Origin of the sequence: Bradyrhizobium sp. ERR14 (assembly GCF_014198235.1) — a bacterium.
Taxonomy (GTDB): Bacteria; Pseudomonadota; Alphaproteobacteria; order Rhizobiales; family Xanthobacteraceae; genus Bradyrhizobium.
The window spans coordinates 51,200-67,334 of record NZ_JACIHD010000010.1; the positions used below are offsets into that span (position 1 = coordinate 51,200).

Annotated in this window: 17 protein-coding genes; 6 read left to right on the forward strand and 11 right to left on the reverse strand. The window is 64.8% G+C overall.

The window, feature by feature from the left end:
• The first annotated feature begins 110 nt into the window (after positions 1 to 110).
• Positions 111 to 752, forward strand: a complete 642-nt coding sequence (locus tag GGD62_RS25565) for an OmpA family protein (RefSeq protein WP_092261581.1) — start codon at positions 111 to 113, stop codon at positions 750 to 752.
• Between the two features lie 47 nt (positions 753 to 799).
• Here the strand turns inward: GGD62_RS25565 and GGD62_RS25570 are convergent, their stop codons facing one another.
• A complete protein-coding gene (locus GGD62_RS25570; RefSeq protein ID WP_183710848.1) occupies positions 800 to 2,230 on the reverse strand; it encodes a phospholipid carrier-dependent glycosyltransferase in 1,431 nt (476 codons plus the stop codon).
• A 51-nt stretch (positions 2,231 to 2,281) separates the two neighbouring features.
• Between GGD62_RS25570 and GGD62_RS25575 the strand changes: the two genes are divergently transcribed.
• Positions 2,282 to 2,983, forward strand: coding sequence for a FecR domain-containing protein (locus tag GGD62_RS25575; RefSeq protein WP_183237612.1), 702 nt, complete (start codon positions 2,282 to 2,284; stop codon positions 2,981 to 2,983).
• Between the two features lie 2 nt (positions 2,984 to 2,985).
• On the forward strand, positions 2,986 to 4,140 hold the full coding sequence (locus GGD62_RS25580) for a hypothetical protein (protein ID WP_183710850.1): 1,155 nt from the start codon (positions 2,986 to 2,988) through the stop codon (positions 4,138 to 4,140).
• A 115-nt stretch (positions 4,141 to 4,255) separates the two neighbouring features.
• Here the strand turns inward: GGD62_RS25580 and GGD62_RS25585 are convergent, their stop codons facing one another.
• The 3 genes from GGD62_RS25585 to GGD62_RS25595 all read right to left on the reverse strand — a co-directional run bounded on the left by GGD62_RS25585 (position 4,256) and on the right by GGD62_RS25595 (position 5,841).
• The gene (locus GGD62_RS25585) at positions 4,256 to 4,744 is read right to left on the reverse strand and encodes a VOC family protein (RefSeq protein WP_018323241.1); all 489 of its coding nucleotides are present in this window, start codon (positions 4,742 to 4,744) and stop codon (positions 4,256 to 4,258) included.
• A gap of 41 nt (positions 4,745 to 4,785) precedes the next feature.
• The gene (locus GGD62_RS25590) at positions 4,786 to 5,214 is read right to left on the reverse strand and encodes a VOC family protein (protein ID WP_018323240.1); all 429 of its coding nucleotides are present in this window, start codon (positions 5,212 to 5,214) and stop codon (positions 4,786 to 4,788) included.
• A 114-nt stretch (positions 5,215 to 5,328) separates the two neighbouring features.
• Positions 5,329 to 5,841 carry a cupin domain-containing protein gene (locus GGD62_RS25595; protein ID WP_007606929.1) on the reverse strand — a complete coding sequence of 171 codons (513 nt, stop codon included), beginning with the start codon at positions 5,839 to 5,841 and terminating at the stop codon, positions 5,329 to 5,331.
• Between the two features lie 128 nt (positions 5,842 to 5,969).
• On the opposite strand from GGD62_RS25595, the gene GGD62_RS25600 reads away from it, so the two are divergent.
• Complete coding sequence (locus GGD62_RS25600; protein ID WP_026202894.1) at positions 5,970 to 6,188, forward strand: CsbD family protein; 219 nt, start codon at positions 5,970 to 5,972, stop codon at positions 6,186 to 6,188.
• A gap of 168 nt (positions 6,189 to 6,356) precedes the next feature.
• Here GGD62_RS25600 and GGD62_RS25605 read toward each other — a convergent pair whose 3' ends face one another.
• From GGD62_RS25605 to ggt, 5 genes are all read right to left on the reverse strand, one after another.
• The gene (locus GGD62_RS25605; protein WP_018323238.1) at positions 6,357 to 6,821 is read right to left on the reverse strand and encodes an FKBP-type peptidyl-prolyl cis-trans isomerase; all 465 of its coding nucleotides are present in this window, start codon (positions 6,819 to 6,821) and stop codon (positions 6,357 to 6,359) included.
• Positions 6,822 to 6,881: 60 nt separating this feature from the next.
• Positions 6,882 to 9,173, reverse strand: a complete 2,292-nt coding sequence (locus GGD62_RS25610; protein ID WP_183710851.1) for a xanthine dehydrogenase family protein molybdopterin-binding subunit — start codon at positions 9,171 to 9,173, stop codon at positions 6,882 to 6,884.
• A 2-nt stretch (positions 9,174 to 9,175) separates the two neighbouring features.
• Positions 9,176 to 10,192, reverse strand: coding sequence for a xanthine dehydrogenase family protein subunit M (locus tag GGD62_RS25615; protein ID WP_183710852.1), 1,017 nt, complete (start codon positions 10,190 to 10,192; stop codon positions 9,176 to 9,178).
• A gap of 4 nt (positions 10,193 to 10,196) precedes the next feature.
• Positions 10,197 to 10,811 carry a (2Fe-2S)-binding protein gene (locus GGD62_RS25620; RefSeq protein ID WP_210317926.1) on the reverse strand — a complete coding sequence of 205 codons (615 nt, stop codon included), beginning with the start codon at positions 10,809 to 10,811 and terminating at the stop codon, positions 10,197 to 10,199.
• Positions 10,812 to 10,981: 170 nt separating this feature from the next.
• Positions 10,982 to 12,568 carry a gamma-glutamyltransferase gene (ggt, locus tag GGD62_RS25625; RefSeq protein WP_183710853.1) on the reverse strand — a complete coding sequence of 529 codons (1,587 nt, stop codon included), beginning with the start codon at positions 12,566 to 12,568 and terminating at the stop codon, positions 10,982 to 10,984.
• A 198-nt stretch (positions 12,569 to 12,766) separates the two neighbouring features.
• On the opposite strand from ggt, the gene GGD62_RS25630 reads away from it, so the two are divergent.
• The gene (locus GGD62_RS25630; protein ID WP_183710854.1) at positions 12,767 to 13,561 is read left to right on the forward strand and encodes a rhodanese-related sulfurtransferase; all 795 of its coding nucleotides are present in this window, start codon (positions 12,767 to 12,769) and stop codon (positions 13,559 to 13,561) included.
• The gene (locus GGD62_RS25635; protein ID WP_183710855.1) at positions 13,551 to 13,769 is read left to right on the forward strand and encodes a SlyX family protein; all 219 of its coding nucleotides are present in this window, start codon (positions 13,551 to 13,553) and stop codon (positions 13,767 to 13,769) included. Before GGD62_RS25630 ends, GGD62_RS25635 begins: the two co-directional genes overlap by 11 nt.
• Before the next feature lie 6 nt (positions 13,770 to 13,775).
• Here the strand turns inward: GGD62_RS25635 and GGD62_RS25640 are convergent, their stop codons facing one another.
• On the reverse strand, positions 13,776 to 15,680 hold the full coding sequence (locus tag GGD62_RS25640; protein ID WP_183710856.1) for a diguanylate cyclase: 1,905 nt from the start codon (positions 15,678 to 15,680) through the stop codon (positions 13,776 to 13,778).
• 173 nt (positions 15,681 to 15,853) lie between these two features.
• Positions 15,854 to 16,069 carry a hypothetical protein gene (locus GGD62_RS25645; RefSeq protein WP_179737086.1) on the reverse strand — a complete coding sequence of 72 codons (216 nt, stop codon included), beginning with the start codon at positions 16,067 to 16,069 and terminating at the stop codon, positions 15,854 to 15,856.
• Between the last annotated feature and the right edge of the window lie 66 nt (positions 16,070 to 16,135).

Consider the following 16,135-nt stretch of genomic DNA (forward strand, 5'->3'; position numbering starts at 1 on the left):
GAGCCTGAGAGCGCTGTCGCCACAGTGACCAAGATCACATCAGGGCTTTTGAACCCGCCCTATGCTCGCAGCATCAAATCGCTATCAGGCGTAACAACGAGGATACGACAATGACCCGTTTTGATAAGTTCTTTGGACTGAAGGCGATAACTCTCTCCGCCGCGCTGTCGATGACGGCGGGCCTGGCTTTGGCCGGTGACAACAATGTCTCCACAGGCCAGATCCTGGATGCACTGAAGCCGAAGCCGGCGACCCGCGGCCTGTCCGCCGGTCCGCAGACCGATCCGGCGGTGCAGGCCAAGGAATCGACATTCCTGAATACGGTACGCAACCGCTCGACCCGGTCGCTCTCGACGGGCGAGCGCGAGCAGATCGCCGAACTCGCCGCGACCAAGCCGAAGATCGACCTGGAGATTCAGTTCGACTACAACTCGGCCGATATCGCCAAGACCTCGATGACCTCGGTGCAGGCGCTCGGCAAAGCCCTGTCCGATCCGGCGCTCAAGGGCTCGACCTTCGTGGTCGCCGGCCACACCGATGCGACCGGCGGCGAAGAGTACAATCAGGGCCTCTCCGAACGGCGCGCCGACACCATCAAGAAGTACCTGGTGCAGAACTACGGCCTCAACGCCACCGATCTGGTCACCGTCGGCTACGGCGAGACCAAGCTGAAGGACACTGCCAACGGTGCCGACCCGGTCAACCGCCGCGTCCAGGTCGTGAACATGGACACCAAGACCGCATCGAAGTGATCTCTAACTGATCCATACGCCGCCTGCCGCCCCGGCAGGCGGCGATGTCATATCCAGCTCTGGAACAGCATCAGCCGGCCGAAGCTCAGCATCGACGTGCCGATGAAGGCCGCAGAGATCGGCAGCATGACCGCAAAGCCGATCGCGGCGACACCGACATAGGCCCACAGCAGCCAGCGCGGCAGGCCGTCCCGGCGCAGCACATAGACCAGCGCCAGCGACGCCGCGGTGGCGGCCGGCATATAGTAGTAGATGAACCCGAGCGTACGCGGCAGCAATGCCCATGCAAGCCAGGGACCGAAATAGAACGCCGCGATCAGGAACGCATCCCACCGGCGCAGCACGATGAAATCGCGCAGCACGAGCGCGAGTGCGAGCAGAGCCGGCCACAACACCAGCGGATTGCCGAGCAAGACGATTGCGGAGACGTTGTCCTCCCCCGTCTTGTCGAACAGGAACCACACCGGGCGCGCGAGCAGCGGCCAGGATGGCCATGCGCTCATATAGGTGTGCCCGGCGATCGCGGTCGTGGTGTTGTCGGCGAAAATCCGGCGCTGCGCCTCGATCAGATCCGGCAACGATACGCCGTAGAGCGGAACGAAAGCCGCCAGATAGGCCACGCCTGGCAAGACGGCGAAGCAGAGCGCGACGTGGTGCAGCCTCAAGCCGGGCCAGAGGTCCGGCCGATACCAGTCGTCCGGCTTCGCGTCGGCGAACAGCGTACGCCAGCCCTGCATCAGGCGGATCACCGCGACGATGAGGATGCAGACGCCGAGCGGAAACAGGCCGCTCCATTTGCAGGCTGCGGCAAGACCGAATAGAGCGCCCGCGAATGCAAACAGTGCATGCGGTCGCTCCCTGCGAAAGCCATGCATGAAGGCGACGGTCGCGAGCAGACCGAAGCCGAGCGCAAAGATGTCGAGCATCGCGATGCGCGCCTGCACGTAGAGCATCTGGTTGAAGGCCGCGATCAGCGCTGCGGCGATCGCCGGCCCTTGCGCGGAGAACAGCGCGAGGCCGCACAGATAAATCGCGACGATGGCGAGTGCGCCGAACAATGTCGCAGGATAGCGCCAGCCGAGCGCGTTGTCGCCGAAGGCCGCGATCGAGGCCGCGATCAGCTCCTTGGCCAGCGGCGGATGCATCGGATTGAGCATCGGCTGCGACATCGCCGGTGCCAGCATCTGCCGCGCCGCCGGCACGTAGTGCACCTCATCGAAGACGAACTTCTCCGGCGTCGTCAGTCCGATCAGCAGCGCGAGATGGGCAGCTAGGAAAATAGCGACAGCAATCACTGCGCTTCGCGACAATCTCGGAACTGCAGACCGTTCAAGCAGCTGCTGTGGGGATGCTTTGCGTGGCAAATTTGCGTCACCGCGGACAAAAATAAGGATCGCGGTTTTCATTGAACGCATTCCGCCGCGGCTGTCACTAAGCATAACGCACGTCCCGCGCCGCTTGTGATAATTTCGCCACATCAGAAGCGCGCGCGATCCGGTACGATCAGGGGCACATCGATCGGTTGTGAAATGAATTTGCGTTTCTGGCTTTTTCCCGCCCTGTTGTCGGCCGCATTGTGCGCGGCGCCCGCTGCGCTGGCGCAGACGCGCGTCGGCGAAGCCGTCGTGATCCAGAACGAAGTGGTCCGCGTGGCCGCGGCCACCACGCCGATCTCTGTCGGCGACAGCATGCTGCGCGACGAGACCGTGCGCACCGGGGCCGACAGTGCCGCGCGCTTCGTGATGGCCGACAGCACCAATTTGTCGCTCGGCCCCAGCGCCACGCTCAAGCTCGACCGCACCGTCTTCAACGACGAGCACAGCTATCGCGACGTCGCGATCCGCATGACAACAGGCGCATTCCGTTTCGTCACCGGACATTCCGAGAAGACCGCCTACAAGATCACGACGCCGCTTGCGACCATCGGCGTGCGGGGCACCACGCTCGACATCCTCTCGCAGCGGGGACGCTCTGTCGTCGTGCTTCAGGACGGCGCGGCCAGCGTCTGCACGACGAGCTCACAATGCGTGCAGCTCACCCAGCCGGGCGACACCGCAATCATCACATCGACCGGCGGCAAGGTCAGCATCACCAGGACCAACACGCCGCCCTGGACCTTCGCCGCCAACTGCGCCGCAAGTGCCGGGCTATGCGCGGTGAACCAGTATGCCGGCGCCTCGCCGACCATCACGCCCTCCGTCCAGGACGACGGCATGCTGTGCGGGCGCTGACGATGGCGGAATTCAACTTTCGGCTCTTCGCCCTCGCCGGCCTGCTGACCGCGGCCGCTGCACTGGCATTTGTCGCGCTCGACATTCGTCCCGCCGTAGCTCAAGCGACCTGCGAAATCGGATGCGGCGAGCCGACGCCCTACCCGACCTATTCACCGTCTCCGACGCCGACATATTCGCCCTCACCCTCACCCTCCCCTTCGCCGAGCCCCTATCCTTCGCCGTCGCCGAGTCCATATCCGTCGCCGAGCCCGACACCGACCGGCGCCGATTCCAGCGGCAATTCGATCGGCGGCCTCGCGGGCCAGCGCTTCAACCAGATGATCACCAACCGGGTGCTCGGCACGGTCCTGCTCGGCGTCAACGAGCAGATCAATTGCAGCGACTGCATCAGCGCGTTCGGCTCGGCCGGCTCGTTCTCGGCCGGCATCCACGGCCGCAAGGAGCTCACCAACAATCTGTCGCTGCTCGCCGGCATCGCCTACACGCACTACAACGAGGGCGGCTACAAGATCACGAGCGCGCCGATCGGCGCCTTTGCGCTCCGCTACGACTTCACCGATTGGGGCTCGTCGCGTCCGTTCTTCGACGTCGGAACGATCCTGACGCCGTGGGAGAAGGCGCGCTACACCCGCAGCTACAATACCAGCCTCGGTCCGGTGAGCGTGACGAGCTCGACCAACGCTTCGAACTATGCGGTCTACGGCCGCGCCGGCTGGATGAGCCGCGTGTCGCCGCGCGACGAGGTCGCAGCTTCGATCGAGGTCTGGCAGCTCTGGCAGCGCGTGTCCGGCTATAGCGACAATGCCGTGGCCTTCAACCCGTTCGACGCCACCATCGCGACCGGCACCGACCGCACCAGCCTGGTCAAGATCGGCGGCCAGTGGACGCATCTGTTCGGCAGCAACGTCGAGACCAACATCAATGGCGGCTGGGTGCAGTCGTTTGCGAGCCACAGCGGAATCGTCGCCACCGTGACGGGCGACGGCGTGGTGGTGCCGACCATGGGCAACCAGGGCTGGTTCGAATATGGCGGCCGGCTCGGCTTCCGCGTGCAGAAGGGCTGGGTCGTAGACCTCTTCGCCAACGGCACTCTGGGTCCGCAGCCGGTCGGCAACACCATCCACGGCGGCGTGGGGCTGCGGATCAATTACTGAGGCAGCTTCGTAGGGTGGGCAAAGCGAAGCGTGCCCACCACCTCTCTCAACTGGAGACGGATCGTGGGCACGGCGCAAGAGCGCCTTTGCCCACCCTACGGCACCTGTGTCGTCGTCACGCCGCCGACTTGCCCTCGAACGCGCGGCGCAGCGCGTCGACATCCAGCTTCACCATCTTCATCATCGCCTGCATCGCGCGCGCGGCCGCTGCCCTGTCCGGGCTCGACAGGAATTCGAATATCACCTTCGGCACGACCTGCCAGGCCACGCCCCAACGATCCCGGAGCCAGCCGCATTGCTCTTCCTTGCCGCCATCGGCGAGGAACGCATTCCAGACGCTGTCGACCTGGGCCTGGTCGTCGCAATGGATCATCAGCGAGATGGCGTGGGTATATTCCATCTTCATCCCGCCATTGAGCGCGACCAGCGGCTGACCGGCGACCGTGAACTCGACGACAAGCACGGAGCCTTCCTTGCCGGAGGGGCCGTCCGAAACATTGCGCTGAACGTGCGTGATCGCCGAATTCGGCACGAGCGAAACGTAGAACTTTGCGGCTTCCTCTGCATCGCCGTTGAACCACATGCAGGGTACGACCTTGGACATCGTGAATGCTCCTCGTTGGTTTAGCGTTCGACGGACTGCGATCAGGCATTCGCCATGGCGGGCTGCGGAGGGACAGCCGCCATGTCCAGCCAGTTCACACCCCACATGTGGCCATCCGGATCCTCGAAGCTGCGGCCGTACATGAAGCTGTATTCGTCCTTCGGGCTGGGATCGGCCACCCCGCCCGCCGCCTCTGCCTTGCCGACAATCGCGTCGACCTCGTCGCGGGTGTCGGCGGACAGGCAGAACAGCGCCTGGTTCGAGGTCTTGGCATCTGCGATCGGCTTCGGCGTGAACTGGCGGAATTTGTCGTGGGTCGCCAGCATCACGTAGATGGCCTCGGAAAAGACCATGCAGCTCGCCGTGTCATCGCTGAATTGCGGGTTCCGGGTCGCGCCGACCGCCTCATAGAAGGCGGTCGCACGTTTGAGGTCGGTCACGGGAAGATTGAGGAAGATCATCCTGGGCATCGGAAGCTCCTTGGGCGGGTTCTGCCCAAGGACGGACTGCCGGGGGCCCACCCGACACGGCTTCCGAATATTTTTTCCCCCGGAGACGATCGCGCCTCCCACGGCAGGGCGGTCTTACTTCTTCTCGTTCGGATCCCGGTGGATAGGGTCGACCCACAGCACGGTCTCGGGCTTCTCGACCGGCTCGATGTCGAGGTTGATCGCCACCGCCTCGCCGTCACTGCGCACCAGCACGCATTCCAGCACCTCGTCCGGGCTGGCGTTGATCTCCTGATGCGGCACGTAAGGCGGCACGAAGATGAAATCGCCGGGGCCGGCCTCGGCGGTGAATTGCAGGCTCTCGCCCCAGCGCATCCGCGCCTTGCCCTTCACGACATAGATGACGCTTTCGAGATGGCCGTGGTGGTGTGCACCGGTCTTGGCATCCGGCTTGATGCTGACGGTGCCGGCCCACAATTTCTGGGCGCCGACGCGCGCGAAATTGATCGCGGCCGCGCGGTCCATGCCTGCCGTCGACGGCACGTTGGTATCGAGCTGGTTGCCGGGAATGACGCGCACGCCGTCATGTTTCCAGCGATCGTCGTGATCGTGGTCATGGTGGGAATGCGAATGGTCATGGCCGGTCATGGGACTTGCTTTCTGTTGGTTCCGTGCGCGGCAACCTAACCCGAAGCCGCACTCGCGAGCCATGCCAAAATCGGAACCCTCGTAGCTGCGGGACGTTGTCTTTGCGAGCAAAATGGATGGAGAGTTTCATGGGTAGCACGACCGACAAGATCAAGGGTAACGCCAACGAAGCGATCGGCAAGGCCAAGCAGGGCATCGGCGAAGCCACCGGTTCCGAACGCATGAAGGGCGAAGGCGTGGTCCAGGAAGTGAAGGGCAAGGGCCAGCAGGCCATGGGCGATGCCAAGGACGCCGCAAAGGACGCGATCGATCGCGCGGCGGCCGGGGCAAAGCGCGCGACGGAATAGCGCGCGCAGGACTGAACGCGAAAAGACCGGCCGAAAGGCCGGTCTTTTTGTTCGTGTCGATTATCTCCGTCATGGCCGGGCTTGACCCGGCCATCCACGTCTTAGCAGCACGAAGAAAGAACGTGGATGCCCGCGACAAGCGCGGCCATGACGACGTGGAGACGTCAGTTATTTCACCGCCAGCAATTCCACGTCGAACATCAGCGTCGCATTCGGCGGGATCACGCCGCCGGCGCCGCGGGCGCCGTAGCCGAGCTGCGGCGGGATGATCAGCGTGCGCTTGCCGCCGACCTTCATCGAGGCCACGCCCTCGTCCCAGCCGGCGATGACACGGCCCTTGCCGATCGGGAATTCGAACGGCTCCTTGCGATCGACGGAGCTATCGAATTTCTTGCCCTTCTGACCGTTCTCGTAGAGCCAGCCGGTATAGTGCATCACGCAGATCTGGCCGGGCTGCGGCGAGGCACCGGTGCCGACGGTGGAATCGATGATCTGCAAGCCTGAAGCTGTGGTCATGGTCTTTCCTGCGGTCTGGGCCGAGGCCGTGGTGGAAACGAAATGCGACACGCCCGCGATCACCGTGATCGCGAGTGCCGACATCAGGGTGAGGAGCGCGCGCTGGAAACGCTGCATAAGGCACCTTCCGTTTGAGGCGGAAGGTGTCTAGCGCAACGCGGGTGCGGTTTCCACCCCTCACACCTCGATATTTTCCAGCCGAACCGGGAGCTTGCGGATGCGCTGGCCGGTGGCATGGTGGATCGCGTTGCAGATCGCGGCATTGGTGCCGACATTGGCGAGCTCGCCGAGGCCCTTCACGCCGACCGGATTGATGCGGTCATCCTGCTCGGAGAGCAAAACGACCTCGACGCCGGCGACGTCCGCATTCACGGGCACGAGGTAGTCGGCTAGATTGTCGTTGACGTAGCGCGCATTGCGCTCGTCGATTTCGGTGGCCTCGAGCAGTGCCGAGGACATGCCCCAGATCAGTCCGCCCATCAGCTGGCTGCGCGCTGTGCGCGGATTCATGATCCTGCCAGCCGCAAACGCACCGACGAGGCGAGGACAGCGGATTTCGTGGGTGAAGCGATTGACACGGACCTCGACGAACTCGGCGCCGAACGCATAGGCGATCTGGTCTTTCATGGCGTGTCCACCAACGAGCCGAACCTGCCCGTTGTGCATGGCGCGGAAGGAATCCAGCGGCGCGCCTTCCGGCTTCCACTCGCCATATTCCTCGACGACGCCGACACCGAGCGCATCGAAGGCCTTCTCGATGTCCAGCGGACGATCGCCCTTCGCCGCTTGCGTGGCCGGCGTCTGGCCAAGACCCACGGTCTCCTTGGCCCGGTCGGTCAGGCTTTGAGCCGGCATCGCGGCCTTGAACAGGCGCTGGCGAATCTGATCGCACACCATCATCACCGCCGAGCAGGTGCTCGCGGTCGAGTTCGAGCCGCCGGCAACCGGCGCCGGCGGCAGATCGCTGTCGCCCATGAAGACCGCGACCTTCTCGAGGGGCACGCCGAGGCGCTCGGCCGCGGTCTGGGCGATGACCGTATAGGCGCCGGTGCCGATCTCGTGGCCGGCGATCTCGACCCGGGTCCGGCCGTCGCGCTGAAGGCGCACGCGCGCGGCCGACGGTCCCATCTGCGTCGGATAGCAGGTTGCGGCACAGCCATAGCCGATCAGCCAGTCGCCTTCCGACATCGATTTCGGCTGCGGCGAGCGCTGCGCCCAGCCGAAGGCCTTGGCGGCCTCGTCGAAGCACGCCATCAGCGAGCGCGAGGTGTAGGGCTTGCCGCCGATCGGCTCGTTGGTGGTGTCGTTGATGCGCCGAAGCTCGACCGGATCCATGTTCAGCTTGACCGCGAGCTCGTCCATCGCGCTCTCCAGCGCAAACAGATACGGCACCTCCGGCGGCGAGCGCATGAAGCCCGGCGTGTTGCGGTCGGCACGCACGATCGACACCAGGCTGTCGACGTTCGGGCAGGCATAGAGCCGCGTCGTCGTCTTGGTGCCGCCGACGCAATAGGCGTCGGCGCGCGAGGAGACCTCGGCGCCCTCATGCCTCAAAGCCAGCAGCTTGCCATCCCGGTTTGCGCCAAGCTTGATCTCCTGGCGCGTCTCGGCACGGTGGGTCGTAATGGTGAAACCCTGATCGCGGGTCGGGACCAGCTTGATCGGGCGGCCCAGGCGCTTGGCGATGCCGGCGATGATGGCGGTCCGCGGCGTCATCGAACCGCGCGAACCAAAGCCGCCGCCGACATAGGGGTTGACCACGCGCACCTTGTCGGCGTCGATGCCGAGCTGCTCGGCGACGCCGTTCTTCAAGCCATAGACGAATTGGCTGCCTTCGTAGATGACGAGATTGTCGCCCATCCAGGCGCAGCTCGTCGAAAACAGCTCCATCGGATTGTGGTGCTGCGTCGGCGTGTCGTAGGCGGCGGTCAGCTTGACCTCGGCCGCATCGAATGCCTTGGCGAAATCGCCGACCGCGGGGTCTTCCTTGAACTGCGCGTTCTGGCCCTTGGCGGCGGCCGTGGTCGTTCCCGGCGAGTCGAAGCTCGCGCTGGGCGCGGTGGCGGTGTAGCTGACCTTGACACGATTGGCGGCTTCGCGCGCGGCCTCGTAACTCTCCGCGACAATGACAGCGATGATCTGGCCGTCATGGGCGATGTCGGCCGACTTCAGCGGCTGGATCGTGGTCCCGGCATAGCCGCCATTGCTGAACAGCTTCGACTCCTTCAGCTTCGGGGCGTTCTCGTGCGTGACGATCTCGATCACGCCGCGGACGCCCTTGGCGTCATCGAGATCGAAATGGTCGATGCGCCCCTTGGCAATCGCACTGGTGACCAGGAATGCATAGGCCGGATTGTCCAGCGGCATGTCGGAGGCGTAGGTCGCCCGTCCCGTCACCTTTGCAGCCGCATCATAGCGCGGCACGGGCTGGCCCATATTCGCCTTGGGCGAGGGAGCTGCAGCGGTCATGATCAGATCTCCATCGTTACGGCCTGCTGGAGCGCGCGCACCACCACGCGCTTGCCGAGCGCGATCTTGAAGCTGTTGTGCCGGCGGCCGCGGGCGTCTGCAAAAGCGGCATCAGCGACGCGTTGCGCCAGAGCTTCGTCGAACTTTTGTCCCTTCAGCAGCGCCTCCGCCTCGCGCGCCCGCCAGGGCATGGTGGCGACGCCGCCGAGCCCGACGCGCACATCCCGGATCGTGCCGTCCTGCACGTCGAGCGCGATCGCAGCCGAGGACAGTGCGAACTCATAGGATTGCCGGTCGCGCGCCTTGAGATACACCGAGCGCGGCCAGCGTCCCTGGATCGAGAAGGCCGAAATCAGCTCGCCGGGCTGAAGCGTGGTCTCGATGTCCGGGGAGTTGCCCGGCGCCTTGTGCAGCTCCGCGAACGGTATGCTGCGCGTGCCGGCCCTGCCCGTGATCTCGACCACGGCATCGAGAGCGATCAACGCCTGCGCGAAATCGCCGGGATAAGTCGCAATGCACTGATCGGACGTGCCGAGCACGGCATGCATCCGGTTGACGCCGTCCATGGCGGCGCAGCCGGAGCCGGGATTGCGCTTGTTGCAATTCTCGTAGGAGACGTCGCGAAAATAACTGCAACGCGTCCGCTGCATCACGTTGCCGCCGAGCGTTGCCATGTTGCGGAGCTGGGCGCTGGCGGCGAGCTTCAGGGAATTGGCGATCACCGGATAATTGCGCTGGATCTCGGCATGGGCCGCCACGTCGGACATCTTTGCGAGCGCGCCGAGACGTAATCCGTCGTCCCGAGGCTCGATTGCCGACCAGCCGTGCGCGAGCGGATTGATATCGACGATCGCGGCGGGCCGCATCACGTCCAGCTTCATCAGATCGATCAGCGTGGTGCCGCCCGCAAGCGGCTGGGCTATCGCCTGCGACAACGGATGGTTGGCTGCTGCGGCGGCGCTCAGCGCCTGCACGGCCATGTCAGGGTCTGTTGCCCGCTGATACGAGAAGGGTCGCATGCGCCTAGCCTTTCATGATCTCGGGCGCGGCCTGCTTCACCGCCGCGACGATGTTGGGATAGGCCGCGCAACGGCAGATGTTGCCGCTCATGTATTCCCGGATATCGGCCTCGTTCCCGGCATGTCCCTCCTTGACGCAGGCTACGGCGGACATGATCTGGCCGGGCGTGCAATAGCCGCACTGGAACGCATCGTTGTCGACGAAGGCCTGCTGCATCGGGTGCAGGCGATCGTCGGTCGCCAGCCCCTCGATCGTCGTGATCTCCTGCCCTTCCGCCGCGAGCGCCAGCGTCAGGCATGACACCACCCGCCGATCGTCGATCAGCACTGTGCAGGCGCCGCACTGGCCGTGGTCGCAGCCTTTCTTGCTGCCGGTGAGCTTGAGGTGATCGCGCAGCGCATCGAGCACCGTGGTGCGCGCGTCGATGCGCAGGCGCTTGTCCTTGCCGTTGACGTGCAGCGTGACCTCGACAGGAAGTGAGGGGTCCTGTGCAGCTGGGGCTTTGGCTTCCTCTGTGGCCGCGCGCGCTGTGATCGGGACGAGCGCACTGCCAGCCGCGCCGGCCATGAAGGCGAGCCGATCGAATGCTGATCGTTTGGAACTTGATGTGTCGGACATCGAGGCCTCCGCCGCTTATCTGCAAAGCAGCGCACGCCCTGCACCGCTCATCGCCCCTTAACCGGAAGCGATGAACTCTGTTCCGAACGAGAAAGGGCGACGCAGCAAATGCCGCGCCGCCCTTCGTCAACTTTTCCTGATCTTGCGCGCGGAACCCCGCGCGGCAGCGCTCAATAGCCGAGCGCGCAGCCGTCCTTGCGCGGATCGGAGCCGCCGGTGAGCGTGCCCTTGTCCCAGTCGATCCAGATCGCCTGCGCGCCGCCGAGCGGGCCGACCACGCTGGTGGTCTTGTGGCCGAGCTTCTTCAGGCCCTCGACGATCGCAGCCGGCACGCTGTCCTCGAGCTGATACTGGCCCTCGTAGTGCAGGCCGCGCGGCATGTCGATCGCCTCCTGCACGTCGCAGCCATAGTCGAGGATGTTGGTCACGACGCGGGTCTGGCCGACCGGCTGGTACTGCCCGCCCATCACCGCGAACGGCATCACGGAGCGGCCGCCCTTGGTGAGCAGGCTCGGCATGATCGTGTGCAGCGGCCGCTTGCCGCCGGCGATGCAGTTGGGATGGCCCGGCTGGATGCGGAAGCCGCCGGCGCGGTTCTGGAACAGGACGCCGGTCTTGTTCGAGACGATCGCCGAGCCGAAGGAATGCGCGATCGAATTGATGAACGAGCAGACGTTGCGATCCTTGTCCACGACGGTGATGTAGATCGTCGACGGATTCATCGGCGGTGCGACGTTCGGCAGGTCGAGCATGCCGTCCATGCGGATCTTGGCGATGTGCTCGTCGCAGAATTCCTTGGCGAGGATCCTGGCGACCTCGACCTGCATGTGGTCGGGATCGGCGACATGCAGCTCGCGGTGCATGTAGGCGATGCGCGCGGCCTCCGCCTCGAGATGGAAACGCTCGATGCTGAGCGGCGCGTATTTCGTCAGGTCGAACCGCGACAGGATATTCAGCATCAGCAGCATGGTTAGGCCGGGTCCGTTCGGCGGGCACTGCCAGACGTCGTAGCCCTTGTACATGGTGCCGATCGGCGTCGTCGTCTCGGTGGTGTGCGCGGCGAAATCGTCGAGCGTGTGCAGGCCGCCGATGCCCCTGAGGGTCTCGACCATGTCTTCGGCAATCGAGCCCTTGTAGAAGGCGTCGCGGCCGTCCTTGGCGATCGCGCGCAGCGTCTTGCCGAGCTCGGCCTGGCGGATGACGTCGCCGGCCACCGGCGGCTTGCCGCCCGGCAACAGGTAACGCACGGTGTTGGTACCGCCCTTCAGCTTCTCGAACTGGTTCTTCCAGTCGAAGGCGATGCGGGGGGCGACGACGTAGCCTTCCTCGGCCGCCTTGATCGCGGGCCGGAGCAGCCGGTCGAAGCCGAACTTGCCATGGTCGCGCAGGACGGTCGCGAACGCATCGACCACGCCGGGAATCGAGACCGCATGCGCCGAGGTCAGCGGCACCGAGTTGATCTTGCGCTCCAGGTACCAGTCGGCGTTGGCCGCCTTCGGGGCACGGCCGGAGCCGTTATAGGCGATGATCTTGCCCTCGCCGCGCGGCTGGATCAGCGCAAAGCAGTCGCCGCCGATGCCGGTCGATTGCGGCTCGATCACGCCAAGCAGGGCCGAGCCCGCAACGGCCGCATCCACCGCGGTGCCCCCTTCGCGCAACACCTCGATCGCGGCGAGCGAGGCCTGCGGATGCGAGGTCGCCACCATCGCGTTGGTGGCGTGGACCGTGGACCTGCCTGGGAAATGAAAGTTTCTCATCGAATTCTTGCTCTCTTGGGCCCGTGGCGCGGATGGCGCGCCATCTCGGAAAAACCGGGGTTACATGACACATTCCGGCAGCTTTCGGCAATGCTGGCATACCAGGGAAATGGCTGCCATCCGCTGGGCGAATAGACCTTTCGAGGCCGGCGGCCATGCGGGTTTTCCGGGCCGCACGCGCCTGCTAAACGAACCGCCATGTCTGATCCGGATTCGATCAAGGTCGCCGCCTTCTACCAATTCGCCGCCCTCCCGGATTACCGCGAGCTGCGCGAGCCGCTGCGCGCGTTCTGCGCCGGCCTTAAGCTGAAGGGCAGCGTGCTGCTGGCGCAGGAGGGCATCAACGGCACGCTCGCCGGTGCGCCGGCGGCGATCGACGCTCTTGCCCATGAGCTGGCGAACGGCGACATGTTCGGCGGCAGGCTGAACAATCTCGAATTGAAATTCTCGGCCGCCGAAGCGATGCCGTTCGGGCGGCTCAAAGTGCGGCTGAAGAAGGAGATCGTCACGCTTGGCGATACGGCTGCCGATCCGACCCGCCAGGTCGGCACCTATGTCGATGCGAGCGAATGGAACGCGCTGATCTCCGCGCCCGACATGCTGCTGCTCGACACCCGCAACGCCTTCGAGGTGGCGATGGGAACGTTCGAAGGCGCCGTCGATCCCGGCATCAGGAGCTTTGGCCAGTTCAAGGATTTTGCCGCCGTCGAGCTTGATCCGGCAAAGCACCGCAGGATCGCGATGTTCTGCACCGGCGGCATCCGCTGCGAGAAGGCGAGCGCGCACCTGCTCGCGCGCGGCTTTACCGAGGTCTATCACCTCAAGGGCGGCATCCTCAAATATCTGGAAGAGGTGCCGGAGGCGCAGAGCCGCTGGCGTGGGGAGTGCTTCGTGTTCGACGAGCGCGTCGCGCTCGGCCATGGTCTGCAAGAATCTCGCTTGCAAGAATCCGGTTTGCGCGAACGAAACAAGGATGCGACGCGTGACGAATGAGATCAAGACGCTGAGGGAGCGCGTCGACACGCTTGAAACGCGCCTCGCCTACCAGGACGACACGATCGAGACGTTGAACCAGACCATCACCGCGCAGTGGAAGCAGATCGATCTGCTGACCCGGAAGATCGCAGAGCTCGGCGAGCGGCTGCAGGAGGCCGAGGCCAATGCGCCTGGGCCCACCAACGAGCCTCCGCCGCATTATTGAGCCATCTTACTGGCCGGAGGCCTTGGGCAGCAGGTTCATGAGCTCGCCGGACATCACCAGGCGATCGCGGCCTGCATCCTTGGCGGCGTAGAGCGCCCGGTCGGCGGCCTCAACCAGCGAGGCCACGCCCGCCGTGCGCTCCAGCGCCGGCCGACAGGTCGCACCGCCGACCGAGGCGGTGACACATCCGGACTCCGGATTGGTCGCATGGACGAGGCCGGCCTCGTGGATGGCGCTGCGGATCCGTTCGCCGAAAAGGGCGCAGCCGGCGGCATCGGTGTTCGGCAGCAGCATGGCGAATTCCTCGCCGCCATAGCGCGCCGCCAGATCGCCCGCGCGTTGCGTCTCGGCCGCGATGATCTTTGCGACCAGACGCAGGCAGGCATCGCCCGCGGGATGGCCGTATTCGTCGTTATAGGCCTTGAAGTGATCCACATCGATCATCAGCAAAGCAAGGCTCGAGCGGTCGCGATAGGCGCGCGCCCATTCCTCTTTCAGCCGCTCGTCGAAGCGGCGGCGATTGGCAAGGCCGGTGAGGCTGTCCTCGATCGCGAGCGTCTCGAGCCTGGTTTCCAGCTTCTTGTGCTCGGTGATGTCGCGGGAGATCGCGACCACGCCGTCGACGCGGCCATTGTCCTTGCGCGTCACCCGCATGGTCGATTCCAGCCAGACTTCACCGTTCTGCCGGTGCGAGTTGCGGTAGGTGAGACGCGCCTCCTCCCGCTCGCCACGCTTCATGGCGTCGACGATCGCCTGGACCTCCGGCAGATCCTCCGGATTGATGCCCGCCAGCGCCGGCGTGCCGATCAATTGATTGGCGCGCCAGCCGACGACGCGCGCAGACGAGGGCGAGACATAACGCAGCCGCTCGTCGAGCCCGATGCGGGTCACCATGTCGCTGGAGCCTTCGGCGAGCAGGCGGAAATGCGCCTCTTTCTCGACCAGGGCCGCGGCCATGCGCTGGCCCCGCTGCAACTGTCGCACCAGCACGGCGCCGATGACCGCAATCAGCATCACCAGCGCGGTGACGTAGAGCATGCGGGAGATTGCCGCGGCGCGCCAGGGCGCGAGCAACTCGTCCTTGTCGACTGTGGCAAGCAAAAGGAGCGGGAAACGGCTGCTGCGCTTGAAGAAGCTGACGCGCTCGGCGCCGTCCAGGGGAGACTTGAAATAGTAGGCCCCGCTCGGCCGTTGCAGGCTCGCGTCGCGGAATAACGGCTTGTCGGAAACGCTGCGTCCGACGAATGTCTCGTTGCTGGGGTTGCGCGCGATGATCAGGCCATCGCCATGCGTGAGCGACACCGAGCTGTTGCGGCCGATCTCGAACTGCTCGTAGAAATGCGAAAGATATTTTGAGCTGATGGTCGCGAGCACCACCCCGCCGAAGCTGCCGTCGGGCTTGTTGAAGCGACGCGACAGGGTGACGACCCATTCGCCGTCCAGGAGGCTCTTTACGGGACGGCCGACATAGGGCTCTCGTTTCGGGGAGAGCTGATGATAACGAAAAAACGCATCGTCGCTGAGCGTTGAGCCGATCGTGCCGGGCGAGGTCAGCCAGTTGCCCTGGTCGTCGATGATGGCGAGGCTGTGAACGCGCTCGATGGCCTTTTTGCGTACTTCCAGCAGGGTGCGCAGTTTGGCGATCGTGGCCGGTGCAGTGCCGTCCATCTCGAGTCGGCTGACGACGCCGACGACGCCGGAATCCAACAGATCGAGGCTGTCCTCGGCATGCTGGGTCAGCGAGCGGGCGACGTTCGCCATCTCGGTCTCGGCACCCCTGAGCACCGCGTCGCGCGCAGCCCATTCGCGCCAGCCGCTGACGCCGAGGATGGTCGCGCAGGTCAGCACGACGAACGCCGCCGCGCGCAGCGGCAGGCGGCTCCATCCGGCTCTTTGGGTCGCAAGGCTCATGCGGCAGAATTCTCCGATCGTCGGAAACTCTGCTGCTTCTATTATTGAACTCTGAAATCACTACTGGAATACGCGGCCATCTCCCCGGTTCCCAGTAGTCCTACGGACACCGCGATCAGCACATCGCTAACAAGGTATTAGCAAGCCGATCGGAATCCCGGCGTCGCCTTCCGCTAGCTGAAGATCGCCTTGACCTTGTCCCAGAGCGAGGGACTGTCGGCTTCCGCATCGGCCTTCGAGGGCGTCGGCTGGGCGGCGCTGACGGGATCAGATGCCGGGAAGGTATCTTTCAGCCCGGCATCGAGCTTGGCGTTGCGGTCGGCGGCGAGCGCTTCACGCAGATCGTCGGCGTGCTTGTCGTGCGGGGCGGGATTGAATCTCTCAGCCATGATCTCCTCCATCGGCTGGATCAACGCGGCCCTGTTGCGCTGGTTCCCCTGTTCCGCTGAGGGCCG